This is a genomic window from Nocardiopsis sp. iso_237, from assembly GCF_056173345.1.
This window is the reverse complement of sequence record NZ_CM149669.1, coordinates 6,303,525-6,326,793: the sequence shown is the minus strand read 5'-3', so window position 1 is coordinate 6,326,793 and position 23,269 is coordinate 6,303,525. Positions and strand designations below refer to the sequence as shown.

Here is a 23,269-nt window from a genome sequence, read left to right as displayed (position 1 = left end):
CCCCGACCCGTTTCCCGACCCGTTTCCCGACCCGCTCCCGGAACCGCCGGTCTCACTCCCAGGTGAGGCGGCGGGCCGTGGTCACCTCCAGGGGGGAGGCGCCGAAGTGGGCGGCGAGCAGGACCCGCCCCTCCTCGGAGCGGGTGTGCACCACCGAGCCCTGGGAGACCCACCGACGCCACGCCCGCTCGAACGCGAGCGCGCCCTTCCGGTTGCGGGCCAGGGCGGAGGGCACCGCGTGGAACACCGGCACGGTCGTGTCCGTCGGCGTCACCCCGGAACCGTCTCCGGTCCCGGCCCCCTCCTGGTCGACGAGGACGTGCCGGGGGACCAGGTAGCGCAGGTCGCCCACCAACGGCCCCAGGGTCTCGTCCAGTGACTCGGTGAACAGCTCCGCCGAACCCGGGTCGGTGAGCGTGAACCGGTACACGCCGTCGGTGTCCACGTGGACGCGGACCCCCTCGGCGCCGGTGGCCGAGCGGCCCGCCCAGCGCAGCGCGTCGGCCACCGCGCACGCGTACCGCGAGGTCCCCACCGGTTCGCGGGCCAACGCGCGGACGCGAGCGGCCTCCCGCTGCCTGCGCAGGGTCTCCCGGCGGATCCGGCGGGTGTCGCGCCACCAGTGGACCAGGGCCGCCAGGCCGAACCCGGCGGCCACGGCGAGCGGCCCGATTCCGAGCGACCCGAGTCCGAGGGACGCGAACACCAGGCAGAGCGCGGCGGCGGCCCCCAGGACGAGGGTGGGCACCAGGTGCCGGGCGGGCGGTGTGTCGACCGGCTCCGGATGGATCACCTGATCCCCCACCAGCACCTCGGGTGGTCCGGGAAGTGCCAGGTCCAGGCCCGCCTCCGCAGTCTCCGCCGGTACCGCCCGCCCCGTGTGCACCCGGAGCGTGGGCAGCACCAGGTCCGCGTAGCCCGCGCCCAGACGCCACCGTGCCCGGGTGCCCTCGCGGTCGGCCGCGCGCCCGGCCATCCGGCGGTTGACGCGCGCCGGGTCCTCGGGCGGGTCGTACGGGGACAGCTCCGGGTCCACGTGCGCGACCCCGCTCATCACCTCGCCGTCGGCGCCCACCCCCAGATAGCCCTCGTGCTTGCGCACGAACCTGCTCCAGTCGGCCGCGCCGCGCGGGTGCCCCCGGCTCACGCACACCACCGACCAGGTGTGCGCCACCTTCTCCGGCCACTCCGGGTCGAGGCGCAGCGCCCGCCCCCGGCTCTGCACCACCGCCGTGGGAGTGGTGGCGGTGGTCAGGTCCACCACGGTGTTCACGCCGCGCGCGTCCCACCCCTCACCGAGCAGTGCCCGTGTCCCCACCAGGACCTGGCAGCCGCCGGACTCCAGGAACCGCGTCACGACGCCCACCCACGTGCGTGAGGTCCAGGAGCCCTCCACCGAGTGCAGGCCGCCGGTCTCGCGGAGGGCCAGCTCCACCCCGGGCAGCTCGGCCCGGGCGAACTCCAGGAGCGCCGCGCCGGTGCCGGGTCCGGTCGCCACGGTGCGGCCGGTGACCAGGACCGGATCCAGCGCGGAGGTGCGCGGGTCGGCGGCGAGCTGGCTCACCTGGAGCCAGGCCGAACCGGCGTCGTCGGGGAGTACACCCCGGAGCGCGGCGGGGGCGCGGGCGGAGGCGCGTTCGTGGTCGCACAGGACCAGCGCCCGCAGCCGGGGACCGAGGGCGTCCCTCTCCGCGGCGAGGATCTCCACCGTGGCCAGGGACTTCGCGGCGCTGCGGGCCAGGACCCGGTCCACGGGGGAGGTGCCGCGGCGAACGCCGTTGCGGGTGAGGTGGTGGCCCACGGACGGCAGGGCGGCGCGGATCCGCTCGCGGGCCTCCCTGTCCCGCGCGGAGTCGTCCAGGCAGTTCCTGGCGTAGTCACCGATCAGCGCCGTCCAGTCCTCGGCCCGCGGAGGGTGCCGGTGCCGTTCGTGGACCCTCGCCCCCTCGGGCAGGGCCACCAGCCCCCGGTGGTGCAGGCGCAGCACGGCGTCGGTGAGCTCCGGTTCCCGGACGGCCAGATCGCCCCACCCCACCCGGCCGCCCTCCCGGGTGTCCCGGGTGACGAAGCGCGCGTCCAGCCAGGGCAGGAAGTCGGTGGTCGCGAACCCGGGGGCGAACAGGTCCGTGCACATCTCCTCGAACCTCGCCGCCTGTCCGGCCAGGTACTCGTCTTCGGTCAGGGTGGGCTCGGTGACGTGCACGAGTTCGGCGAAGGGGGCCAGGTACCCGTCCCGCACCAGCGCGGGGATGGACGCGCCGGTCACGGGCGGGCCGAAGAGACGGTCGACCAGGTCCCGCTCCGTCGCGGTGAGGCTCGCGGCGGGGGTCCCGGTCAGCCCGACCACCCGGGTGTCGGGGAGTTCGTCGAGGATCTCGGAGAGCAGCCGTCCCCACACCTGGAGGAGGTGGTGGCACTCGTCCAGCAGGAGCGTGAGCGGACCGGCGCCGTGCAGGGCGTCCACCAGGGCCCGCCCGTTCGCGTGCAGCCGGTCGCGGACGGGGGTGGCCGAACGCCCCTCCTCGTCGGTCTCGGCGTCGGGGTCGAAGACGGCCAGCGACTGGTAGGTGAGCACGTTGACGGCGTGCCCGAGGTCCCGGCCGCTCCCGGCGGAGCACCCCTCGGGGCGGGCGAACCCCTCCCAGTGCCGGATCCACTGCCCCTGGATGGCGGTGTTGGGGACCAGGACCACGGTCCGGCGGCCCAGACGTCGGGCGGCCTCCAACCCGACGAGGGTCTTGCCGGACCCGGGCGGGAGCACGACCCAGGTCCGCCGGGCGCCGTCCGTCCAGCGCCGGTCCACCTCCGCGAGCGCCTCGCGCTGGTAGGGGCGCAGCTCACCGGGCCAGGCGGCGCCGCTCAGCGGTGCCGCGTCCCGTGGCGGTCCCCCGGTCTCCGACATCCCGCCAGCCTAGCCAGGGCGGTCCGGTGCGCCGGTGGCGGGACCGAGTCGGACGGTGGGCCCGCCGTCTCGGGCGGACCCACCGCGCCCCTCACTCCGAACGCAGCCCCTCCGGGCGCATGGTGCGCAGCAGCGCGGGGATCGCCAGCAGGGTGGTCAGGAACGCCACCCCCATGCCCGCGCCGACGATGACCAGGGTGTCCGTCGGGATGAAGGCCGGGGGGATCCCCGCCAGCCGTTGCACCAGGAGGCCGAGTGCGGTCCCGACGGTCGCGGCCAGCGTGACGCCCAGGAGCACGGGCAGCGTGGTCTGCCACAGCACCGACGCCACCAGTGTGCTCCGCCGTGTGCCGAAGGCGGTGAGGACCGCGTGCACTCGCCTGCGTTCGCGGACCTGCTCGACCGTGCCCACCACCAGCCCGGCGGCGATGACCGCCAGACTCGCCAGGGCACCGGCGATGAGCGCGTCACGTATGTTGACCATGCCCGAGTAGGTGGCGCTGAGCATGGGAAAGCCCACGTGTGACGTCGGGTCCAGAGCCACGGCCGCGAACCTGAGCTCCTCCTCCATCTCGGGGACGGACGGGTCGACGCGGATCCAGACCGTACTCCGGGTGGCGATCTCCTCGGGCACCGCGGCGGCCTCCGGGGTGGCCAGGACGACGTCGGCCGCCGTCAGCCCCATCCCGCTCCACGGGTGTTCGACCAGCGGCCCCTCGAACCCGGTGAGCCGGGGCACCGTCCACGCGCTCTCGGCCCTCTCGTCCCTGGGCCGGACCATGACCGTGTCACCGGCCGCCAACTCCGGCACCCCGCTGAAGGCGTCCCCGGGGGAGCACTCCGGCAGGTCGGCCATCTGCCGGAGGGCGGCGCAGCCGGCGACGTACACCACGACGTCGGAGCCGCTGTCGTCGACGCCCCACACCCTGCTGAAGGTCACGGCCTCCTCCACTCCGGGGACCCCCGACACGGCGTCGGCGGGGTCGTCGTCGGTCGGCGGCATCATCAGCTCCGCCTGGACCTGGAACCCGGCCGCCCCGAACGCGTCCTCCGTGTACGCCTGCGCGCGGGTCTCCGCCCGTTCCATCGTCGACTCGGCCCAGGCGTTGGCGAACAGGCTCTGCAACGCGATGGCACCGGCGACGGTCACCACGATCCCGCTGACGGCGCGTGTGGGACCACCGCCCGCCGCACCCAGACGGCGCAGGGCCAGCTGGAGTGAGAGGGGTCCGCCCGAGGCACGGCCGAAGAGGCGGTTCACCACCCAGGGCAGCACGGCGGTCGTACCGAACAGGGCGGCCAGGAGCCCGATCGACACCAGGGGGAACCACGTGCCCCCGGTCAGGCCGAGACGCCCGGTCAGTTCGGGGTTCGCGCTCAGGACGATGAGTACGAAGCCGAGGACGAGCAGCAGCAGACGCCACCACAGCCTGGGCCGCTGCCGTTCGGCTCGCCGGACGGTGCCGAGCGGTTCGACCACCACGCCCTTCAGGGAAGCGAGCACCACCCACAGGGACAGCAGCGGAACCCCGACCAGGACCAGGAACCCGAGCAGGGGCTGCGGTGTCACGTCGGAGGTGAAGAGCCCGGAGGACACCGGCACCGACTCCACGACCGGGCGTCCCAGAAGGAAGAACCCCACCCCGAGAGCCAGACCGAGCGCGACCCCCGGAAGGGTCTCACCGGCCGCGACACACCGGGTGGCCCTGCGGTCGGCACCCATGAGTCGCAGTGCGGCCAGGCGGCGGTCGCGCTGTTCGCCGCCGAAGCGCACGGCCGCGCTCAGGAACACCACGACCGGGGTGAGCATGACGACCACGCCCACCACGCCGAGCAGCAGGACGATCGGTCCCGCCAGGACGGCCCGTTGTTCGCCGCCGAACTCGGTGATGCGGACCCCCGCGTTCTCCAGGGACAGGTCGTCGCTGCCGAGGTAGAAGGCGAGCTCGCCAGGGCCCATGAGGCCCTCGGGCCCGATCTCCCCGACGACGGTGTGGTGGTCGAACCCCTGTCGGAGGGCCTTCGCCCCGGGGCCGTCAAGGACCTCGGCCAGGGCGGGGGAGAGCACGATCTCGCCGTGGCCGGGGATCTCGGCCACCCCCGGTGGGAGCGGGGGGTCGGAACCCTCGGCCCGCAGCACCCGCCCGTGGATCTCCCGCCCGTCGTACTCGGTGCCAGCGAGACCGACCAGCAGCGTGTCGTCACCGGCGGGGGGCTCCGGATGGGGTGCCGCCTGGTAGTCCACGCGATCCGCGGCCCGCTCGGCCAGGTTGTCCAGGATGGTCGGCAGGGAAGCGGCCAGGAGCAGGGCGGCGGTGGCCACGCCCACCCCGATCGCCGTCAGCACGGATCGGAGGACCACCTCCCGCCCGCCGCGCAGGGAGAGCTGCGCGCCCAACCAGAGGTCCTTGGGCAGGGACGAGCGGACCCGGTCCGCGCCGGTCCCGTCCTCGGAGCCCCCACGCGGGCTCATTCCGGTCCTCCGACGTTACGGGTGCGGCCGTCCCGGCACACGACCTCGCGGTCCGCGTAGGCGGCCACTCGGGGTTCGTGCGTCACCACGACGACGGCGGACCCGCTCTCCCGGGCGGCGTCCGTGAGCATCCGGATCACCCGTTCCCCGTTCAGGGAGTCGAGGGCGCCGGTGGGCTCGTCGGCGAACACCACGCGGGGGCCGGTGATGAGGGCCCGGGCCACCGCGACCCGTTGTCCCTCCCCGCCCGAGCACTCGCCCGGGGTCTTGCGCGCGAGTTCACCGACGTCCAGCCGGTCCAGCCACTCCGCCGCCGTGCGTTCGGCCCGGCGGCGGGAGTGCCCGCCCAGCCGGAGCGGGAGGGCGACGTTCTCCAGACAGGAGAGTTCGGGGACGAGCTGTCCGAACTGGAAGAGGAAGCCGAACTCGGAGCGTCGCAGGGCACTGAGCCGGGTGTCCGAGGTGTCGACCAGGTCCTGCCCGTCGTACTCGATCCTGCCTTCGTCGGGTCGCACCACACCGGCCAGGCAGTGCAGGAGGGTGGACTTCCCGGAACCGGAGGGGCCCATGATCGCGACGATCTCGCCGGGGTACAGGCTCAGGGACGCGTCCGTCAACGCCTGGGTGAGGCCGAAGGACTTGCGCAGTCCCGAGGCCGCGAGCAGGGGTTTCCCGGGCTCCTCGGGGAGCTGGTCGGGCAGGGTTCGGGGGGTGGGTCGGGTCATCGTCCGCGGACCTCCCCGGCGAGGTCGTTCAGTCGGGCCGCGGTCAGTTCCAGCCAGCGCAGGTCGGCTTCGAGGTGGAACAGGGCGTGGTCGCAGATGAGCTGGTCGGAGAGGTCGCCGTTCGTCTTCCGGCGGGTGAGCTCGCGCATCTGGCGCAGGTGCTCGGCGCGTTGGACGTCGAGTACCCCGTCGGCCGGTCGGCCCGTGAGGAGGGCCAGCACGACCTTGGTGTACAGGGTGCTGTGGAGGTAGGGCTCGGGGGTCTCCGGGTGGGAGAGCCACTGCTCCACGTCGGTGACCCCGGCCTCGGTCACGGTGTACCGCTTGCGTTCGGGGCCGGCGCCGGGCTCGACGGTGTCCACCTCCACGAGCCCGTTCTTGAGAAGCCGGGAGAGGGTCGCGTAGACCTGCCCGTAGGCCAGGGGTCGTTTGGTGGCGAAGCGCTCGTCGTAGGCGCGCTTCAGGTCGTATCCGTGCTGGGGGCGGGTTTCCAGCAGCCCCAGGAGGGTCTGGCCGAGTGACATGCGTTGACTATACACACGATGTATACGCGATGTGTATAGAGCCCGGAGCGCCCGCACGCTCGGGGGCGCCCCGGGGGCGGGGGCCTCGGGCGTCAGAGGGCCGTCGGCGGGGGCGCCGACTCGGGTCGGCGTCGGCTGGCCCCGCTCGGATCGTCCGGAGGCGGTCGGGAGGCAGGGGTGCGGGTTCCGGTCGGCGGGACGGAGCCTGGCCTGGCCGGGTGGATCACCTATGGGCGGTGTCGCCCAGGCGGCGGCCCGGGACGGGGCGCGCGGTGACGCCGGGATTCCGTGGATCGGAGGAGTTCCGGGTGAGCGCGGCGCGGTCGGGCGTCACCGGTTCGGGCGCGCGGACAGGAGCTCCCGGCCCGGCTCACGACGCGGGTCGCTGCCGGGGGAGCCGTCCGTCCGGTCAGTGCTGGTGCTGCTCGTCCGGTCTCGCGACGCGCTTGGCGTCCTCGTCCGCGCGGGCGGCACGGCGCAGGCGGTGCCAGGAGGTGGCCCAGCGGAGGCGTTCGCCCTCGTCGGTGCCCACGCAGGCGGTGACGAAGGCCATCAGGAACACGTACCCGGGCAGGTCCGTGCCCTCCAGCGCGCGCTGGAACTTGGCGGCGCTGACCACGCCCCCGCACTTGTACTCCAGTTCCAGGTACGACCAGCCGCCCGCCCAGGCGAGGTAGCGGCGCATGGTGAGGAGGAACTCGGCGGGGGTCCGCGCGTCCATGGGGTTGGGGCGCCGCTCGGCTTCGGGGCGCACGCTCTCGACGGGATCGACGGGGAGGCTCATGGGTTCGGAGGGCACGTGGTCCAGCCAACCGTCCCGGTGTGGTGTGCGGTTGGGTCCGGTCGGTTCGAGGAGGCCCGGGACACTCACACGGTCTCCTTTTCGGCGGTCGGGGTGACGGCCTGTGTCATGGGAGGACTCTCCAGTACCCGTGGGTCACGGGTACGGACAAGGGGGGATCTGAGAGAGCCGACCGTCTGAGAGGGAGCGTTGTGGCGGGAACGCTGACCGGCCGGTTGCAGGGAATCTACCTGAAGAAGGCGAAACGCGAAAGCGCCTGGTGTCCGCGTCCGCGGGAGGCGTACGTCTCTTTTTCGAGGTGACGGCCTCGCGGCACCGTGTTCTGTTGGGAAGTTCTCTCAGAAAACGGATTCCCGGTGATCGTTGGTCCCAATGTAAACGTCAGCAATGCCGGGAACATTCTTCTCCCAGTTCACTTGGGTTCCACTGGGAAATGATCTTTCTTTTTCGTCAGATTCGGCGCCCGAAACCTCTGATTTTCGGGTGTCCATAACCCGGCGAGGGTCAGGGGGTCCACCAGAGTGCGGTGGCGTCGTCCCGTACCTTGCCCCGTGGGAACCGCTGACGGGTGGGATCAGCGGCCTCCAGCTCCCGGACCCGGCGCACCAGGGACCCGGGGCCGCGGTGCCGGACCAGATCGAACGCGCCCTCCCAGGACAGGTCCCCGAACACCTCCACGGCCCGGCTCGCACCGTCGGTCATCGCGAGGAAGGGGCCCAGGGGAGCCGTGCCGACCACGGCCTCCTCGGCGGCGCGGGGGTCGGCGCCCGCCGTCCAGAAGCCGCCGGGGACGTTGCGCCAGGCGCGGACGTCCCCCACCCGGGGCCGCAGGTCGTCCAGCCGGGTGTCCGCGATCAACCGGACCCCGCCGTCCCCCTCGGTGAGCAGCACGGAGTCCGACAGCACCAGGTACTCCAGTCGGTCCGCCCCGACGCGGGCCGCCACCACCGTGGCCGAGGGCGTCTCCCGGACGCCGAGGTCGCAGGTCCCCTCGTGCAGGGACGACACGGCGGTGACCGCCTCCGCCAGCGCGTCGCGCGGGGCGGCGCCCGCGTCCAGCCCCGCGAGCAGCAGCGAACCCAGGCGCCGGGTGTGCCAGGCGACCCCGTGCGAGCAGCCGTCGTCCAGGTCGGTGGGGGCGCTCACCCCGTCGAGCAGCACCGCGACCGTGGCGGTCGCGGCGGCGAAGTCCTCGTTCGGACGGTCGGGGCGTCCCGGGGCGGTGGCGATGAGGAAGGGCACGAGCCCCCTCCTACCCGCGACGGGCGCACCGACACGGGAGGAGGGGGAGGGGGTTCGGTCAGCGCACGACCACGGTGGTGTAGACGTCCAGGTGCCCCTGCTCCCACAGCCAGTCCATGGCGGCCAGGCTCACGCGGGCGCAACCCTTGGAGGCGGGCTGGGCCGGGACGCTGGGGTACCCGTGTACGGCGATGCCGCCGTTGAAGTACTTGGGACGGTAGAGCGCCCCGTAGGGGCCCGGGTCCCAGGCGTCGACGTCACGGAAGACCGAGTACTCGCCCGTGGGCGTGGTGGCGATCCGCTCGGAGCCGTCCGAACCCTCGTAGGGCTGGCCGGAGCCGGTGGACGTGTGGATCACCTTCTCGACCGCGCCGTCGACGACCACCAGCAGCAGCTGGCGTTCGAGGTCGATCTCCACCGCCGTGCCCGCGCTCGTGGCGGAGGGCACCGTGCCCTCTTCGAGCGCGGTGCGGGTGGCGGGGCCGACGATCCCGTCGCGGTCGATCCCGGCGGCCTTCTGGAGCGCGATCACGGCCTGCTCGGTGTGCGGGCCGAACTCGCCGTCCACACCGTCGATCCAGTAGCCGAGCGCGGACAGTCTCTCCTGGAGGGCGTTCACCTGGGCGCCGGAGTCACCCGTGCGCAGGTCCGAGGTCACTCCCACGGGGGAGGACGCCGCGGCGGGGGTCGTCGGGACGGCGTGCGCCGGTGCGGCCAACAGCGCCGAGCCCACCGCCAGGGCGCAGGCCGCCCCGAGGGTGAGTGTCGTAGTGCGGAGGGTGTTCCTTGCGAGGTGTGATCGGGGGGAAACCATAGGTTCCATTTACCCACAAGTCCGCCGCCGTCCCGGATTCGGGGCGGCCGAGATCCGCACGGCGGGCTACTCGAAGCGGGAGCTGCGCACCGGGCCGGAGGTGGACACGGGCAGACGCGGACCCCGGGCCCAGCGGTCCGCGACGGCCTCGGCGAAGGTCGGCAGCGCCGGGTCCGGGTCCTCGGTGTCGGCCGCGACGATTCGTTCGGCCAGTTCCTCCTCGGGCGACTCGTCGGCGGGGACGCGCTCCACCTCGTCGTCCACCACCCGGAGGTGCTCGCCCCACGGCGACGCGACGTTCTGGTGCAGCACGGAGACGACGTCGGCGGTGACCCCGGGCGGGGAGGTCCAGCAGGAGGCGTGCTCGAACAGGACCTGTCCGGGAGCCCGGGGCACCAGATCACGCACCAGGTCCGGCTCCGAGTCGGTCAGGTCGTAGGCGACCACCAGGGCGTCCGAGCGCTCCGGGTCCACCGGGACCACGGGCAGGTCCAGTACGCGGGCGGCGGCCAGCCCGAGGACGCGGCTGGAGCGGTCCGGGAGCGGCATCACGGCGTCCGGTCGGCTCCCCGCGGCCTCCAGCACCGAGGCGAGGTCGCGGAGCCCGCTCCGGCACGCCTCGTAGGAGTCGCCCAGGTGGGCGTAGCGGCCGTTCATACCCTCGTCGAACCCGAACGGGGAGATCTGCCCGAGCAGCGCCCCGGTCAGGGCGAACTGCCATCCGCGCAGGTCCCGGCTGTCCAGAGGGCCCGCGGCCCCGGCCGCTCCGGCGCGCTCCACCATGCGGGTGATCCGGTCGTGGGCCAGGTCCCAGCCGTCGTCCTCGGGGGTGGACAGGCGGGCGAGGACCTCCCGTGCGGTGTCCACGTCCCCGGAGCACAGGGAGTTGTACGCGAGCAGGTAGCCGCCCGGCCAGTCCGGCAGGACGTCATCCCAGGCGCGCAGCTCGCGGACCGCGTCGGAGTGCCGCTCCTGGTCCTCCAGGGCCGAGACCAGCTCCCACAGGGCGGGGGCGGCCGCCGGGGCGAGCCGACGCGCCGCGCGCAGGGCCGGGACCGCCAGGTGCGGGGCGCCGGCCTCCAGGCACTCGAACCCGAAGTCGTAGCAGGCCTGGGCGCTGTCGGGATCGGCCCGCAGGGCCCGGGAGGCGGTCGAGAGGTCGTCGAGGCCCACGGCGCCGGCGACCGCCGAGGCGAACGCGGCCAGGTCCCCGAGCGGCAGGTCGTCCGCGACGTTCCTCAGGGAGTTCACGGCGGCCGGGACGTCCCCCGCCTCCAGCAGCTTCCAGGCGCCGGGGAGTGCCGATGTCATGGTGGTGCCCTTCGCTCCGGGGACGGGCCCCGTTCAGGACCCGCGGTGGTCCGGCACCCGGCCCCGTCGTCCACGTCGGCGGTGCGGTCTGCGACCAGGGGTTCCCGCCCGGTCGGCGCATGCCCCCGCCCTGTCGGCGGGGGCGCGGTCACCGACCCAGCGGTACCTCAGCCAGGGAACGGGCCACCTGGGCCAGGGCTCGGCAGCGGGCGAACTCTACCGGAGTGAAGGGCAGCCCCGCACGGTGGACGGTCAGGGCGCCCCCGCCGGGCGCGGGCAGGGTCATGACGGTGCCGGACAGCTCCTCCCGTGGCCCGGACGATCGCGGCCACGCCCCCTCCGCTCCCTCCTCGCCCCCGTGGACGTGTCGTGGCCCCGCATGGCGGACCTCGTGGGCGGCGGCGAGGGCGATCAGGCAGCGTTCGAGTGTGGTCGCACCGGTGACCAGCGCGTCCACCATGGTGAGTGTTCGGCTCGTGGTGTCGCTGAGCTCGTGGACGTCGGCGGTGCGCACCACGGCGCGACGGGCCCCGGCGTCCCGCACGGCGCGGCGCAGGTCGGCCTCGTCCACGTTCGGGGGCACGGTCACGAAGAACTCGTCGACGGCGTCGGTGCCGTCGGGGTGGACCTGCATGAGACGGATGTCGACCCCGAGTGCCGCGAATCGGCCGGTGAGGGCGGCGAGTCCGCCCGGCACGTCGGCGACGGTGACCCGCACACTCCAGAGCCGGTCCTCGACGGGGGAGGTGGAGCGGGTGCGGTCAGGGGGGAGCGTCGTGGCCGGGTTCGCGGGTGTACGGCGGCGGTGTCTGCGCCAGCGGTGCAGGGCGGAGAAGGCGAGGAGCAGGACCCCCAGCGCGATCAGGGCCCGGATGCCGCTGTCGCTGTGTCCCAGGGAGACCACCAGCAGGTGCGCCGCTCCGGCGGCGAACAGCAGGGTCCCCGTCTCCAGCACCTCACGGCCGAGGAAACCGTGACGGTCGTCGTGTGCATGGCTGCCACTGAAAGCGTCCATACCCCCGAAGATCCCAGGCCCAGGTTGCGTCCGTCCTTCGTCCCGTGTCGCCCCGGTAACGACGGAGAGTGATGTCGCTCACTGTTCCGGTCTCGTGGCTCGGGGTACACGGCGGTGGTCGTTCCTCGCGGACACGCCGTGCCGATCGTTCGACCGACCTCGGTCGACGTGGGCCCGGGCGCGGGCGCCGGGGAGTCGGTTCAGGGAAGGTCGATGACGTCGGTGACGTCGATGTCGATCCGCGCCACCCGCAGTCCGAGCCGGTCCTCGACGAAGGCGCCCATGTCCCGGCGCGCCGTCGCGGTGGCCTCGGGGATGACGGTGCCGGTCAGGACCCGGGCGGTGGCGGCGATGACCAGGCCCTCCGGGGTGTCCTCGATCCGGCAGCGGCCCAGGACCAGGCCCCCGGCCGGGTCCACGCGGGCCCGCAGCATCGCGGAGACCGCCGAGTGGCGGATCCGCGTGTCGCCGGGGGCCCCGCCCGAGCCGGTGTCGGGCAGCCGGAGCGTCCTCCGGGAGCGCCCCTCGGCGCGCACCACGCTCATGACGTCGTCGAGCAGGCCGGGCGGGGCGGTGACCTGGCGGTCGTCCTCCAGCGCCGCGCCGAGCGCCGACAGCAGGGGTCGGAACTCCTCGGTGGCGGCCCGGCAGTGCGGGCAGGTCCGTTCGTGTTCGGTGACGGTGCCCGCCCGGAGGTGGTCCAGGAGCGCGTCGGCGGAGGTGCCGCAGGGCAGTCGTTCGTGGTCGTCGGACGGTTCTACCGCCATGGTTCGAGCGCCTCCACGAGATGGGTACGCGCGCGGTGGATGCGCCCGCGTACGGCGGTCGGGGTCGTGTCGACGATCTCCGCTATCTCCTCATAACCCAATCCTTCCATTTCCCGGAGGACCCAGCAGATCCGCTGCGGGGGCGGCAGGCCGGACAGCGCCGCGCGCAGGGCCTCGTTCAGGTCGGTGGCCAGGGCGCTGTCGGCGGGGCCCGCGCCGCGTTCCCTGAGCGCGGAGTGGTCGTCCTCCTCGGCGGGGTCCTCGGGGCGGCGGGCGCGCAGGGCGTTCAGCGCGAGACGGCCGACCATCCGGTGCAGCCAGGCGGGGAACGCCTGCGGGTCCCTGAGGTCCGGCAGCCTGCGCCAGGCCGTGATCAGGGCCTCCTGGGCGGTGTCCCTGGCCTCGGCGGCGTCGCCGAGGGTGCGCAGGGCGATGCGGTAGACGGTGTCCTGGTGGCGGCGCACCAGGGTCTCGAAGGCGTGGTCGTCACCGTCCTGTGCCCGTTCCACGAGCACGCTCTCCGGTAGTGCGGTGTCCGTGTGCATCTGCGGGGTCCAGCTCCCGAGGCCGGGTCAACTACCTGTGGTCAGAAGGTGACCACCTTACGCAAGGTCGCCCCGATGTCTAGTGTGGTGCAGGTCACATCAATATGAGCGTGAGCCGGAGCCCTCCGGTCGTGTCCTCCACGTGACGGCCCGAACAGAACGAAGGGCCGCGACGAACCGTCCGCACCGATCCGCAGGAGCACCCCATGGCAGCCAAGGACCCCGCGACCGCCCGCACCGACATCCACGAGGCCCCCGCCCCGACCGCCCTGGACACCACCTCGTCCGGGCGCACCGACCGCGCCTCCGCCCGCTCCGCCGAGCAGGGGCGCACCGACATCGCCGACCACGTCGTCGCCAAGATCGCGGGGATGGCCGCCCGCGAGGTGCGCGGCGTGCACCAGATGGGCGGGGGAGCGGCCCGGGCCTTCGACGCCGTCCGCGAGCGCATCCCCGGCTCCACCTCCACCAACGCCGCCGCCCGGGGCGTCTCCGTCGAGGTCGGCCAGACCCAGGCCGCCGTCGACATCAACCTGGTGGTCGAGTACGGGATCTCCATCCCGGACCTCGCCGGAGTGGTCCGCCGTAACGTCATCGCCGGGGTGGAGCGCATGACCGGTCTGGAGGTCACCGAGGTCAACGTGACCGTCGACGACATCCACCTGCCCGACGACGAGGCCCCGGAGGCCCCGTCCGAGCCGCGCGTCCGCTGACACGCGCCCCCTCTCACAGCAGCTAAGGAGCACGAACGATGTGGTCGATCGTCGGACTGGCCTACGGGTCGTTCCTCGGCCTGGTGGCCTACTTCGGCGGGTTCGGGGCCTTCCTCCTGGTCCTGCTCCTCGGGGCGGTCGGGTTCCTGGCCGGGCGCGCCTACGCGGGGGAGACGGACCTGTCGCCGCTCTTCTCCCGCGAGCGCTCGGGCAAGGACACGCGATGGTGAGCGCCACGGTGGTCGACCCGGTCCGTCCGGCCGCCACCGGGGTCGAGGCACGCGCCGCCCGCCGCGTCGCGGTGCGCACCTTCCGACCCCGCCGGTCCACCGCCGCCGTCCTGGTCAGTGCCGTCACGGCGCTGGTCGCGGGGGTGGCCGCCGCCGAGCTGATCGCCACCCTGGTCGGCAGCCCGCTGCGGATCATCCCGCTGGAACGGGTCACCGAGCCGACCGTCGGAGTCCACTGGGACGGCCCCGAGATGCTCGTGGCCTCGGCGGTCACCGCCGTCGTCGGTCTCTTCCTGCTGCTCACCGCGCTCGTGCCGGGACAGGGCAGCCACATGGTGCTGCGCACCGACGACCAGGACCTGGTCGTCGGCCTGTCCCGGCGGGGCCTGTGCCAGCTGGCAGAGACCTCCGCCCGTGAGGTCGCCGGGGTCACCGGTGCCCGCGCCCGGGTCCGGCGCCGCACCGTCCGGATCACCGTCCGTGCTCCCGCGCCGGTCGACCCCGGACTCCGGGGGCGGGTGGAGGGCCTGGTCCGGGACCGCCTGCACGATCTCGACACCGTCCGTCCGGTGCGCGTGCGCGCCAGGATCCGCCGGGTGGAAGGGGGGCTCCGGTGAGGCGCCACCCGCACCGTTCGGCACGTCGGACCGCTCGGGGGAACCGGCAGGGGCTGGCCCTGGTCGGCGCGGTGCTGACGGCCGCGGGCACGGCCGTCCCCCTGCTCGTCCACGGGCCCGTCGACCTCCTTCCTCCGGGAGCCTCGGGGGAGACGCTCGGATCGGTGGGTGAACTCCTCGCCCCGCACCTGTCCGCGCCGTGGGTTCCGTACGCGGCGGCCGGGCTGGCCGTGGTGGTGGCGGTGCTGGCCCTCCGCTGGCTGGTCGTCCAGGGGCGCACCGCGCGGGTGCCCTCGCTCCGCCTCGACGAGGGGGAGCGAGGCCGCACCGACGTCGCGGCCCGCGCCGCCTGTTCCGCCCTGGCCAGGGAGGTCAGCGGTTACCCGGGTGTGCGCAGGGGTCGGGCCCAGCTGACCGAGTCGTCGCGCGAGCCCTGCCTGCGTCTGGACCTCGTCCTGGCCGAGGACACCGACCCCACCGCCGTGTGGCGGCGGTGCCGCGACGGTGCGCTCACCAGACTGCGGGTGTCCCTGGGACTGGACCGGCTGCCCACGGTGCTCCGCATCTCGGTCTCCGGGCAGCCGTCCGGACGCGAACTCGCCTGAACCCGCCGCGCACACGCGCGGGTTCCGGTTGAGCGACGGGGGTGGCGCGGGCCCCGGGCCACTGGGGAGGACCCGGCACGGCCCCCACCCCCGTCCGACTTCGGTTTTCTCCTCCGGAGGGCTCCTTCGACGAGACTTCCGAACGTTGAGTGCCCTGCCCTGCACCCGTCACCTCCCGGACCGGAGCACGCCCGTGTGGTGCTCCGGTTCTCGCGTGCGTACTCCCGAGGGCGATCGACCGAGGTAGGCACCGAACAGGCCTCGCGGGCCTCGCGTGCGCACGCCCGAGAGGCGATCGCTGAACGCCCTGCCACCCGGTACCTCCTCGTGTGGAGACGCCGCCCGTACGGTGCTCCGGTTCTCGCGTGCGCACTCAGAGAGACGCGCTCCGGTGAGGAAGGCCCCGGCCCACTGACCTCCACTCCGCATGAGGACCCTGTTCCCGCGACCTCAGCCGTCGCCTCTGGCGGTCTCCTTCGAGACGGCGGTTCTGCGGGCCTTCCGCCCGCCGTGGACGCAGCGGCGCATCAGCTGGTCGAGCGGGCCCGGCCGGTTCCGGACCTCCAGCCAGGCCGCCAGCACGAGGCTGACCGACCAGGCCAGCGCCGCCACCAGCAGCGCGCCGAAGGGACCCGCCTGGGTGCCCAGACCGACCAGGTCCGGGTGGAGCATCACCGCGACCAGCACCGAGTTCAGGAGGTAGAAGGTCAGCGAGCGCTGGCCCATCGCGGCGACCGCCCCGGCCAGCGGGCCCTTCCGGCGTTCCAGCCGGATGCCCCACAGGGCGAAGAGCGCCGCGTACCCGGCGCCGCCGAGCACCCCGCTGAGCACCTGGAGGGCCATGTACAGCCCCTCGGTGAGCGCCCCCGGGGAGAGCACGCCCTGTACGGTCAGCGCGGTCGGCAGGGCGCCCAGCACCGAGACCGAGGTGCACACGACCGCCACCCGGGTGAGGAAGCCCCGGTGCGCCTCGGGGTCGTCCAGCAGACCGGCCCGACCCGCCCGGTAGCCCAGGACCACCAGGATCAGCAGGGGGAAGGCGAAGGCGATGAACACCGGCCCGAACGGCAGGAAGACCAGCCGCTCGATCCAGTCCCCGGCGGTGAGGTAGCCGGGGACGGGCGCGTACTCCCCGGCGGCGTCCGAACCGTCCGCCGCGGCCATGCCGACCATGGCGAGCGGAACCGTGATCACGTAGAACACGGCGAAGACCACGGCGGCGCGCACGATGGCCCGGTTGGAGCGGAACAGCAACCAGCCGGTGACCAGCGCCGCCAGGCCGTACGAGGTGAGGATCTCGCCGGGGAAGACGAGGAACGCGTGGACGAAGCCGAACAGCAGCAGGAAGCCGCCACGCCGCCGCAGCAGACGCCGGACCTCCCGCTCCGACGTGCCCCTGTCCAACTGCCGGGAGACCATCCAGGCCATCCCGTAGCCGAAGAGGATCGCGAACATCGGGAAGGCCCGGTTGTCCAGGAACAGGGTGGTCAGCAGCGAGGCCGCCCGGTCCTGGAGCGGGTAGCCCACGACGTCCGTGCCGAACCCGGCCCCGACGTACACCCCCGCGTAGGCCATCGCGATGAGCAGGAGCATGGCGCCGCGCGCGAGGTCGGGTGCCAGCCTGCGTGGGGCTCTGGTGGGTGGCCCGACCCCTGTTGTCGCCGACATGTCGATGGTCCCCTCTGTTCGTGGCACGCCTGGGAGTCTGGTGGCAGTCTTCGCCAACCGGTTGGTGCGGCGCATCGGTCAACCGGCCAGCCGATCGGCCAGAAATGGGTAGGCAGGTGGTGGGACGCGGTGCCCCGCGCGGCGCGGTCCCCGGCCGAGGGATCCCTGAACCAGGAGGCGGCATGAGCCGGTTCTTCATGAACGAACGCGAGACCCTGGTCGAACAGGCGTTGGAGGGGCTGGTCGAGGCCCACGGCGGACTGGTCGACGTCCATACCGACCCCCTCTTCGTCACCCGGCGCACGCCCGCCAGGGACAAGGTCGCGCTGCTGTCCGGAGGGGGCTCGGGCCACGAACCGCTGCACACCGGATTCGTGGGTACCGGGATGCTCGACGCTGCGGTGCCCGGCGACGTGTTCGCCAGCCCCACCGCGCTCCAGGTGCGCGCCGCCATCCGCGCCGTGGACGCCGGGGAGGGCACGGTGATGGTCGTCAAGAACTACACCGGCGACGTCCTCAACTTCTCGATCGCCGCCGAGCTCCTGGCCGAGACCCACCGGGTCGAGCAGGTGCTGGTCGACGACGACCTCGCCACCCAGAAGGAGGACGACGGCGGTCCCGGGCGCCGGGGCACCGCGGCGGTGGTGGCGGTGGAGAAGGTCTGCGGGGCCGCGGCCGAGGCCGGTGCGCCCATCGCCCAGGTACGGGCGCTCGGCCAGGAGGTGGTGGCGCGTTCCGCGACGCTGAGCGTGGCCTTCGAGGCCTGCACCAACCCGATGACCGGGAAGCGCTCCTTCGAGCTGGAACCGGGCCGGATGGAGTTCGGCGTGGGCATCCACGGCGAACGCGGGATCGAGACCCGCACCGTCACCGAGGCCGCCGCCCTGGTGGAGAGCCTGGTCGACCCGCTCGTCGAGTCCGTGGGGATCAGGCGGGGGGACTCGGTCCTGGCGATCGTCAACGGGCTCGGCGCCACCCACGGTCTGGAGCTCGGGGTGGCGGCCCGCGAGACCCGCAGGGTCCTCGACGGTAAGGGCGTGACCCTCGCGCGGTCGCTGGTGGGGCCGTACGTCACTTCGCTGGACATGAAGGGGCTGTCGATCACGCTCACGGCGTTGACCGACGACCTCGTGGAGTTCTGGGACGCGCCGGTGCGGACCCCCGCGCTGGCCTGGTGAGAGGAGCGACCATGTCCGACAACGAACTCACCGGTGCGGACGCCAGGGCCTGGCTGCTGGCCTTCGCGGACCGGGTGGTGGCCGACGCCGACGAGCTCACCGAGCTCGACCGACAGGCGGGTGACGGCGACTTCGGCTGGAACATCGGTTCCGCGCTGAAACGGGCCCGCGCCAACCTGGACGGCGACGACCCGGCCGGGGTCTTCCAGTCCGTCTCGGACACCTTCCTGGCCTCCGGCGGCACCAGCGGGCCGCTCTTCGGGCTCTGGTTCGGCCGCCTCGGCGCCGGACCTCCGGCTCCCTGGTCCGTTCCGGACCTGGCCCGGGCCTTCGAGACCGCCACCGGTGCCGTCCGGCGCCTGGGCGGGGCGGAGGTCGGTCACAAGACCATGGTCGACGCGATGGTCCCCGCGACGCGGGCCCTCGCGGAGACACGGGCCACCGCCTGGCGGGAGGCCCTGGGTGAGGCCGCTGAGGCGGCCCGGGCCGGGGCCGAGTCCACCAGCGGGATGATCGCCCACCGGGGACGGGCCAGTTACCTGGGGGAACGGGCCCAGGAGGTCCTCGACCCCGGGGCCGTCTCGATCGCCTGGTTCTTCGAGGCGGCCGACGGGATCTGATCCCCCATGGTGGAACCGGGGCGCCGACGCTCGGGGTTGCGTGCCGTTCGGTTGTCCACAGCCTGTGGACAACCGAACGGACCCGTGTCGGTAGTCTCCAGCTGGCGGCCCCGGCGCGGGCCCGCCGAACCGAACGAGGGAGCCGACCGTGGGTGCTGCAGTCAACGACCACAAGGTCATCGTGATCACTGGCGCGGGCGGGGGGATCGGCCGGGAGACGGCGCGGCGGCTGCTGGGCGACGGCCACTCCGTGGTGCTGGCCGGGCGGCGCCGCAAGACCCTGGAGGAGACGGCGGGAGAACGTCCCGGAGCGGTGGTGGCCGAGGCGGACGTGACCTCCTCGGAGTCGGTCCGAGCGCTCTTCGGGACGGTCCGCGAGCGCTTCGGCCGCGTCGACGTGCTCTTCAACAACGCCGGGGTGTTCGGCCCCGCCGCGTCGGTGGACGAGATCGGGGACGAGGCCTGGCGCGAGGTCCTGGACACCAACGTCACCGGCTCGCTGAACTGCGCCCGCGAGGCCGCGCGGATGATGAAGGACCAGACCCCCGGAGGCGGGCGGATCATCAACAACGGCTCGATCTCCGCGCACGTCCCCCGGCCGTCGAGCGTGGCCTACACCGTCAGCAAGCACGCGATCAGCGGCCTCACCGCCTCGCTCAACCTCGACCTGCGGGGCCACGGGATCTCCTGCACACAGATCGACGTCGGCAACGCCGCCACCGCGATGACCGCTGGTTTCGGCGCCAGCGCACGACAGGCCGACGGCTCGGTCCGCCCGGAACCCACCATCGACGTCACGCACGTGGCCGACACCATCGCGCACATCGTCTCCCTGCCCCTGGACGTGAACGTGCCGACGGTCACCGTGATGGCCCGGGAGATGCCCTTCGCCGGGCGCGGCTGAGTTCCGCGAAGGCGTGGCGGCCCGGCGGGGGCCGTGCTAACGTCACTCCTTCGCGGCGACCCGGACCTGGCCTCCCGGCCCAGGGACGTGCCGAACCCGTGTCTCCCCGCCCTGTCGAGGGCCGGTGGAGAGCGGACGTTTCTGCACGTTCTCCGACTGCCAGGGAGCCACGCCCGTGCGTGTCCACTGCGCGGTGTACGCCCTGGGGCTGCGCCGCTACTCCACCTACCGCGCGGCCGCCGCCGCCGGGGTGTTCACCAACTCGGTCTTCGGCGCGATCAACGCCATGGTGCTGCTCGCGCTGTTCGCCGCCCGCCCCGAGATCAACGGTTACGACGCCACCGACGCCGTCACCCAGGTGTTCGTCGCCCAGGCGCTGCTGGCCCCGCTCGCCATCATGGGGCCCGCACTCGACCTCAGCGAGCGCATCCGCACCGGCGCGGTCGGCGTCGACCTCCTCCGGCCGGTCCCCCTGCTCGGCTGGACCCTGGCCCAGGACATGGGCCGGGCCACCTTCGACTTCGCCTTCCGCAGCGCACCCACCTTCGCGGTCGGCGCGCTCCTGTTCACCCTGGCCCTGCCCGGGGACCCCGCGCGCTGGCTCCTCACCCTGGTCTCGTTCGTGCTGGCCGTCGTGGTGGGCTTCGCGCTGCGCTACCTGTACTCGGTGGTGGGGTTCTGGCTCATGGACACCCGGGGCGTGTGGGCCGTGATGGGCCCGGCCGGGCCGGTCCTCGCCGGGATGCTGCTCCCGCTCACGCTCTTCCCCACCGGCGTCGCGGACGTGCTGCGGTATCTGCCGTGGGCGTCGATGGTGCAGATCCCCGCCGAGGTCTTCCTCGGCAAGGACTCGCTGCCGGGCGGGGGCGTGCTCGGCGGGTTGGCGTTGCAGGCGGCGTGGGCGGTGGCGCTGCTCTCCCTGGCCGCCTGGCTGACCGGCCGGGCCACGCGCAGGGTGGTGGTCCAGGGTGGCTGACACGCTCTCAGCGAGGAGGCGGGCCCCCTCCCCGCTCCGGAACCTGGGCCCGGAGCTGCGCACGTACGTCCGCCTGGCCTGGACCTGGACCCGAGCGGTCGCCCAGTACCCGATGGCGCTGTCCCTGTTCACCCTCGGGATCACACTCGCCTCCCTGGCGGAGATGGGCGCCGTCGTCGTGGTGTTCGCGCACGCCGGGACCCTGGCCGGGTTCACCGTGTACGAGGGACTGCTGGTCTACGCGCTGGCCGCGTTCTCCTTCGGCGCCGCCCAGCTGCTCACCGGATCGGTGGACCGCCTCGGGGAGCACATCCGCACGGGCAGCTTCGACACCATGCTGGTCCGGCCGGTGTCCCCGCTGATCCAACTGGCCGCCGACCAGTTCTCGCCGCGCCGCTTCGGCCGGATCGTCCCGGCCCTGGTCGTGCTGGTGTTCGCCCTGGTCATGTGCGACATCGACTGGACCGTCGGGCGGATCCTCATGCTCCCGGTGCTGCTGGCCTCGGGTGTGGCCGTCTGTACCTCGGTGTGGCTGATCGCGGGCTGTCTCCAGTTCTTCGCCACCGACGCCCGGGAGGCGGCCAACTCGGTCACCTACGGCGGGCAGGCGCTCACCGAGTACCCGATCGCGATCTACGGGCGCGACCTGGTGCGGTCGGTGACGTACGTGGTGCCGCTGGCCTTCGTGAGCTGGCAGCCCGCGCTCCACCTCCTGGACCGGCCCGACCCGACGGGGCTGCCCGGGTTCCTGCGCTTCCTCGGCCCCGTCGTGGCCGTCGCCCTCGCGCTGGTGGCCGCCCAGGTGTGGCGGTTCGGCCTGCGCCGGTACCGCTCCACCGGAAGCTGACCCGGACCCGGAACCCGACGCGGGTGCCCCGACGGGGCAGGGAAACCCGGACGCTCGAAGGCCCCCGACCCCCGACCCGCGACCCCGACCCCCGACCCCGAACGACAGGAAGGAGTGTGCCCCCTTGCGGGTCCACGCAGCGGTGTACGCCCGAGGGCTGCGCCGCCACTCGACCTATCGCGCCGCGCTCGTCGCCGGCGCCCTCACCAACTCGGTCTTCGGCGCGATCAACGCGATGGTGCTCCTGGCCGTGTTCGCCGCGCGCCCCGAGATCAACGGTTACGACGCCAGTGACGCCGTCACCCAGGTGTTCGTCGGTCAGGCGCTGATCGCCGTCACGATGATCGTCAACACCGCGCCCTCCCTCGACCTGGCGGAACGCGTGCGCGGCGGCGACGTGGCCACGGACCTGCTCCGCCCGGTCTCCCTCCTGGGCTGGTGGATGGCGGAGGACCTCGGCCGGGCCACGTTCACCTTCCTCTTCCGTGGCGTGCCCACCTTCTGCGTCGGCCTCCTCCTGTTCGACGTGGTCCTGCCGGGCGGCCCGGTCCGGGCCGCGGCGGTCCTTCTCTCGGCGGTCCTGGCCGCCGTGATCGGGTTCGCGCTGCGCTACCTGTGCTCGCTGAGCGGTTTCTGGCTGATGGACACCCGGGGGCTGTGGACGGTGAGCGGCCTCGTCGCCCCGGTGGCGGCCGGGATGCTGCTGCCGCTGGCCCTGTTCCCGCCCGCGCTCGCGGACGTGCTGCGGTATCTGCCGTGGGCGTCGATGGTGCAGATTCCGGCGGAGATCCTGCTCGGCAAGGACTCGCTGCCGGGCGGGGGAGTGCTCGGCGGGTTGGCCTTGCAGGCGGGGTGGGCGGTGGCGCTGCTCCTGTTCGCCGCCTGGCTGACCGGCCGGGCGACGCGCAGGGTGGTGATCCAGGGTGGCTGAGACGACGACACGGGACCGCGAGCCCGGGACTCCGCTGGCCCGCGCCGCCGGGGCCGTCCTCCGGCCGGTCCAGGACTACCGTCGGCTGGCCTGGATCTGGGTGCGCGCCTTCGCCCAGTACCCGGCCTCCCTCCTCCTGATGTCCCTGGCCGTCGCGGTGAGCGTGCTCGCCCAGATCGGCGCGGTGGTGATCGTGTTCGGGCACGCCGGGACGCTGTCCGGGTTCACGGTGTACGAGGGACTGATGGTGTTCGGGCTGGCGGCGAGCTCCTTCGGGATCGCTGACATGTTCATGGGGGCCGTGGAACGGCTCGGCCTGCACATCCGCGCCGGTTCCTTCGACGTCATGCTGGTCCGGCCGGTGTCCCCGCTGGTCCAGCTGGCGGCGGACGAGTTCTCCCCGCGCCGCCTCGGCAAGGTCGTCCCCGCCCTCGTGGTGCTGGGGATCGCGCTGGCCAACGTCGACGTGGAGTGGACGCCCGGCAGGGTGCTCCTGCTCCCGGTGATGATGCTGTCCGGGGTGCTGATCTGCGGCGCGATCTGGGTGGCCACCGCCTGCCTCCAGTTCTTCGTCGCGAACGCCCGCGAGGCGGCCAACTCGGTCACCTACGGCGGGCAGGCGCTCACCGAGTACCCGCTGGCGATCTACGGCCGCGAGATCGTCCGCTCGGTGACGTACGTGGTGCCGCTGGCCTTCGTCAGTTGGCAGCCCGCCCTTCTCGTGCTCGACCGACCCGACCCCCTCGGCATGCCGGAGGCCCTGCGCTACGCGGGCCCGGTCGTCGCCGTACTCGCCTGCACCGGAGCCGCGCTGCTGTGGCGGTTCGGGCTCCGCCACTACCGATCCACCGGGAGTTGAC

At 73.4% G+C, this 23,269-nt stretch carries 23 protein-coding genes; 11 read left to right on the top strand and 12 right to left on the bottom strand.

Features of this window, described 5'->3' with window-relative positions:
• Positions 1–52: 52 nt before the first annotated feature.
• The 11 genes from AC0VYM_RS28385 to AC0VYM_RS28335 all read right to left on the bottom strand — a co-directional run bounded on the left by AC0VYM_RS28385 (position 53) and on the right by AC0VYM_RS28335 (position 13,120).
• A complete protein-coding gene (locus AC0VYM_RS28385; protein WP_475457259.1) occupies positions 53–2,902 on the bottom strand; it encodes a DEAD/DEAH box helicase family protein in 2,850 nt (949 codons plus the stop codon).
• Between the two features lie 91 nt (positions 2,903–2,993).
• Complete coding sequence (locus tag AC0VYM_RS28380) at positions 2,994–5,375, bottom strand: FtsX-like permease family protein (RefSeq protein WP_475457257.1); 2,382 nt, start codon at positions 5,373–5,375, stop codon at positions 2,994–2,996.
• Positions 5,372–6,100 carry an ABC transporter ATP-binding protein gene (locus tag AC0VYM_RS28375; RefSeq protein ID WP_475457255.1) on the bottom strand — a complete coding sequence of 243 codons (729 nt, stop codon included), beginning with the start codon at positions 6,098–6,100 and terminating at the stop codon, positions 5,372–5,374. The genes AC0VYM_RS28380 and AC0VYM_RS28375 overlap by 4 nt, the downstream gene beginning before the upstream one ends.
• Entirely contained in the window at positions 6,097–6,624 is a 528-nt protein-coding gene (locus AC0VYM_RS28370) for a PadR family transcriptional regulator (protein ID WP_475457253.1), read from the bottom strand. Before AC0VYM_RS28370 ends, AC0VYM_RS28375 begins: the two co-directional genes overlap by 4 nt.
• A 409-nt stretch (positions 6,625–7,033) precedes the next feature.
• Positions 7,034–7,495, bottom strand: coding sequence for a hypothetical protein (locus AC0VYM_RS28365; RefSeq protein WP_475457251.1), 462 nt, complete (start codon positions 7,493–7,495; stop codon positions 7,034–7,036).
• A 435-nt stretch (positions 7,496–7,930) separates the two neighbouring features.
• Positions 7,931–8,668 (bottom strand): hypothetical protein, encoded by a 738-nt coding sequence (locus tag AC0VYM_RS28360; RefSeq protein ID WP_475457249.1) that lies wholly within the window; start codon positions 8,666–8,668, stop codon positions 7,931–7,933.
• Positions 8,669–8,726: 58 nt separating this feature from the next.
• Positions 8,727–9,482: a L,D-transpeptidase family protein gene (locus AC0VYM_RS28355; RefSeq protein ID WP_475457247.1), complete on the bottom strand. Its 756-nt coding sequence runs from the start codon at positions 9,480–9,482 to the stop codon at positions 8,727–8,729.
• Between the two features lie 66 nt (positions 9,483–9,548).
• The gene (locus AC0VYM_RS28350) at positions 9,549–10,793 is read right to left on the bottom strand and encodes a hypothetical protein (RefSeq protein ID WP_475457245.1); all 1,245 of its coding nucleotides are present in this window, start codon (positions 10,791–10,793) and stop codon (positions 9,549–9,551) included.
• Between the two features lie 148 nt (positions 10,794–10,941).
• Positions 10,942–11,808 carry an ACT domain-containing protein gene (locus AC0VYM_RS28345; RefSeq protein ID WP_475457243.1) on the bottom strand — a complete coding sequence of 289 codons (867 nt, stop codon included), beginning with the start codon at positions 11,806–11,808 and terminating at the stop codon, positions 10,942–10,944.
• A gap of 200 nt (positions 11,809–12,008) precedes the next feature.
• Positions 12,009–12,575, bottom strand: a complete 567-nt coding sequence (locus AC0VYM_RS28340; RefSeq protein WP_475457241.1) for a hypothetical protein — start codon at positions 12,573–12,575, stop codon at positions 12,009–12,011.
• Positions 12,566–13,120, bottom strand: coding sequence for an RNA polymerase sigma factor (locus tag AC0VYM_RS28335; RefSeq protein ID WP_475457239.1), 555 nt, complete (start codon positions 13,118–13,120; stop codon positions 12,566–12,568). The genes AC0VYM_RS28340 and AC0VYM_RS28335 overlap by 10 nt, the downstream gene beginning before the upstream one ends.
• Before the next feature lie 206 nt (positions 13,121–13,326).
• Between AC0VYM_RS28335 and AC0VYM_RS28330 the strand changes: the two genes are divergently transcribed.
• From AC0VYM_RS28330 to AC0VYM_RS28315, 4 genes are read left to right on the top strand one after another with little or no spacing between them, the layout of a single operon-like run.
• Positions 13,327–13,833, top strand: coding sequence for an Asp23/Gls24 family envelope stress response protein (locus AC0VYM_RS28330; RefSeq protein ID WP_475457237.1), 507 nt, complete (start codon positions 13,327–13,329; stop codon positions 13,831–13,833).
• 38 nt (positions 13,834–13,871) lie between these two features.
• A complete protein-coding gene (locus AC0VYM_RS28325) occupies positions 13,872–14,063 on the top strand; it encodes a hypothetical protein (RefSeq protein WP_378735636.1) in 192 nt (63 codons plus the stop codon).
• A complete protein-coding gene (locus AC0VYM_RS28320) occupies positions 14,057–14,680 on the top strand; it encodes a DUF6286 domain-containing protein (protein ID WP_475457235.1) in 624 nt (207 codons plus the stop codon). Before AC0VYM_RS28325 ends, AC0VYM_RS28320 begins: the two co-directional genes overlap by 7 nt.
• The gene (locus AC0VYM_RS28315; protein ID WP_475457233.1) at positions 14,677–15,285 is read left to right on the top strand and encodes a hypothetical protein; all 609 of its coding nucleotides are present in this window, start codon (positions 14,677–14,679) and stop codon (positions 15,283–15,285) included. Before AC0VYM_RS28320 ends, AC0VYM_RS28315 begins: the two co-directional genes overlap by 4 nt.
• Positions 15,286–15,735: 450 nt before the next feature.
• Here AC0VYM_RS28315 and AC0VYM_RS28310 read toward each other — a convergent pair whose 3' ends face one another.
• Positions 15,736–16,878, bottom strand: a complete 1,143-nt coding sequence (locus AC0VYM_RS28310; protein ID WP_475463282.1) for a DUF418 domain-containing protein — start codon at positions 16,876–16,878, stop codon at positions 15,736–15,738.
• Between the two features lie 257 nt (positions 16,879–17,135).
• On the opposite strand from AC0VYM_RS28310, the gene AC0VYM_RS28305 reads away from it, so the two are divergent.
• From AC0VYM_RS28305 to AC0VYM_RS28275, 7 genes are all read left to right on the top strand, one after another.
• Positions 17,136–18,131 carry a dihydroxyacetone kinase subunit DhaK gene (locus AC0VYM_RS28305; RefSeq protein ID WP_475457231.1) on the top strand — a complete coding sequence of 332 codons (996 nt, stop codon included), beginning with the start codon at positions 17,136–17,138 and terminating at the stop codon, positions 18,129–18,131.
• 11 nt (positions 18,132–18,142) lie between these two features.
• Positions 18,143–18,751: a DAK2 domain-containing protein gene (locus tag AC0VYM_RS28300; protein ID WP_475457229.1), complete on the top strand. Its 609-nt coding sequence runs from the start codon at positions 18,143–18,145 to the stop codon at positions 18,749–18,751.
• Between the two features lie 148 nt (positions 18,752–18,899).
• Positions 18,900–19,655 carry an SDR family oxidoreductase gene (locus tag AC0VYM_RS28295; RefSeq protein ID WP_475457227.1) on the top strand — a complete coding sequence of 252 codons (756 nt, stop codon included), beginning with the start codon at positions 18,900–18,902 and terminating at the stop codon, positions 19,653–19,655.
• Positions 19,656–19,830: 175 nt separating this feature from the next.
• Positions 19,831–20,631: an ABC transporter permease gene (locus tag AC0VYM_RS28290; RefSeq protein ID WP_475457225.1), complete on the top strand. Its 801-nt coding sequence runs from the start codon at positions 19,831–19,833 to the stop codon at positions 20,629–20,631.
• Positions 20,624–21,478 (top strand): ABC transporter permease, encoded by an 855-nt coding sequence (locus AC0VYM_RS28285; protein WP_475457223.1) that lies wholly within the window; start codon positions 20,624–20,626, stop codon positions 21,476–21,478. The genes AC0VYM_RS28290 and AC0VYM_RS28285 overlap by 8 nt, the downstream gene beginning before the upstream one ends.
• 124 nt (positions 21,479–21,602) lie before the next feature.
• The gene (locus AC0VYM_RS28280; protein WP_475457221.1) at positions 21,603–22,409 is read left to right on the top strand and encodes an ABC transporter permease; all 807 of its coding nucleotides are present in this window, start codon (positions 21,603–21,605) and stop codon (positions 22,407–22,409) included.
• Positions 22,402–23,268, top strand: a complete 867-nt coding sequence (locus AC0VYM_RS28275) for an ABC transporter permease (RefSeq protein ID WP_475457219.1) — start codon at positions 22,402–22,404, stop codon at positions 23,266–23,268. The genes AC0VYM_RS28280 and AC0VYM_RS28275 overlap by 8 nt, the downstream gene beginning before the upstream one ends.
• Position 23,269: the final 1 nt, after the last annotated feature.

Coding starts and splice junctions, on each gene's coding strand:
- AC0VYM_RS28325 (WP_378735636.1), top strand. CDS start 13,872: ATGTGGTCGATCGTCGGACTGGCCTACGGGTCGTTCCTCGGCCTGGTG.
- AC0VYM_RS28345 (WP_475457243.1), bottom strand. CDS start 11,808: ATGGACGCTTTCAGTGGCAGCCATGCACACGACGACCGTCACGGTTTC.
- AC0VYM_RS28370 (WP_475457253.1), bottom strand. CDS start 6,624: ATGTCACTCGGCCAGACCCTCCTGGGGCTGCTGGAAACCCGCCCCCAG.
- AC0VYM_RS28355 (WP_475457247.1), bottom strand. CDS start 9,482: ATGGTTTCCCCCCGATCACACCTCGCAAGGAACACCCTCCGCACTACG.
- AC0VYM_RS28305 (WP_475457231.1), top strand. CDS start 17,136: ATGAGCCGGTTCTTCATGAACGAACGCGAGACCCTGGTCGAACAGGCG.
- AC0VYM_RS28320 (WP_475457235.1), top strand. CDS start 14,057: ATGGTGAGCGCCACGGTGGTCGACCCGGTCCGTCCGGCCGCCACCGGG.
- AC0VYM_RS28350 (WP_475457245.1), bottom strand. CDS start 10,793: ATGACATCGGCACTCCCCGGCGCCTGGAAGCTGCTGGAGGCGGGGGAC.
- AC0VYM_RS28300 (WP_475457229.1), top strand. CDS start 18,143: ATGTCCGACAACGAACTCACCGGTGCGGACGCCAGGGCCTGGCTGCTG.
- AC0VYM_RS28385 (WP_475457259.1), bottom strand. CDS start 2,902: ATGTCGGAGACCGGGGGACCGCCACGGGACGCGGCACCGCTGAGCGGC.
- AC0VYM_RS28310 (WP_475463282.1), bottom strand. CDS start 16,878: ATGCTCCTGCTCATCGCGATGGCCTACGCGGGGGTGTACGTCGGGGCC.
- AC0VYM_RS28330 (WP_475457237.1), top strand. CDS start 13,327: ATGGCAGCCAAGGACCCCGCGACCGCCCGCACCGACATCCACGAGGCC.
- AC0VYM_RS28375 (WP_475457255.1), bottom strand. CDS start 6,100: ATGACCCGACCCACCCCCCGAACCCTGCCCGACCAGCTCCCCGAGGAG.
- AC0VYM_RS28380 (WP_475457257.1), bottom strand. CDS start 5,375: ATGAGCCCGCGTGGGGGCTCCGAGGACGGGACCGGCGCGGACCGGGTC.
- AC0VYM_RS28340 (WP_475457241.1), bottom strand. CDS start 12,575: ATGGCGGTAGAACCGTCCGACGACCACGAACGACTGCCCTGCGGCACC.
- AC0VYM_RS28335 (WP_475457239.1), bottom strand. CDS start 13,120: ATGCACACGGACACCGCACTACCGGAGAGCGTGCTCGTGGAACGGGCA.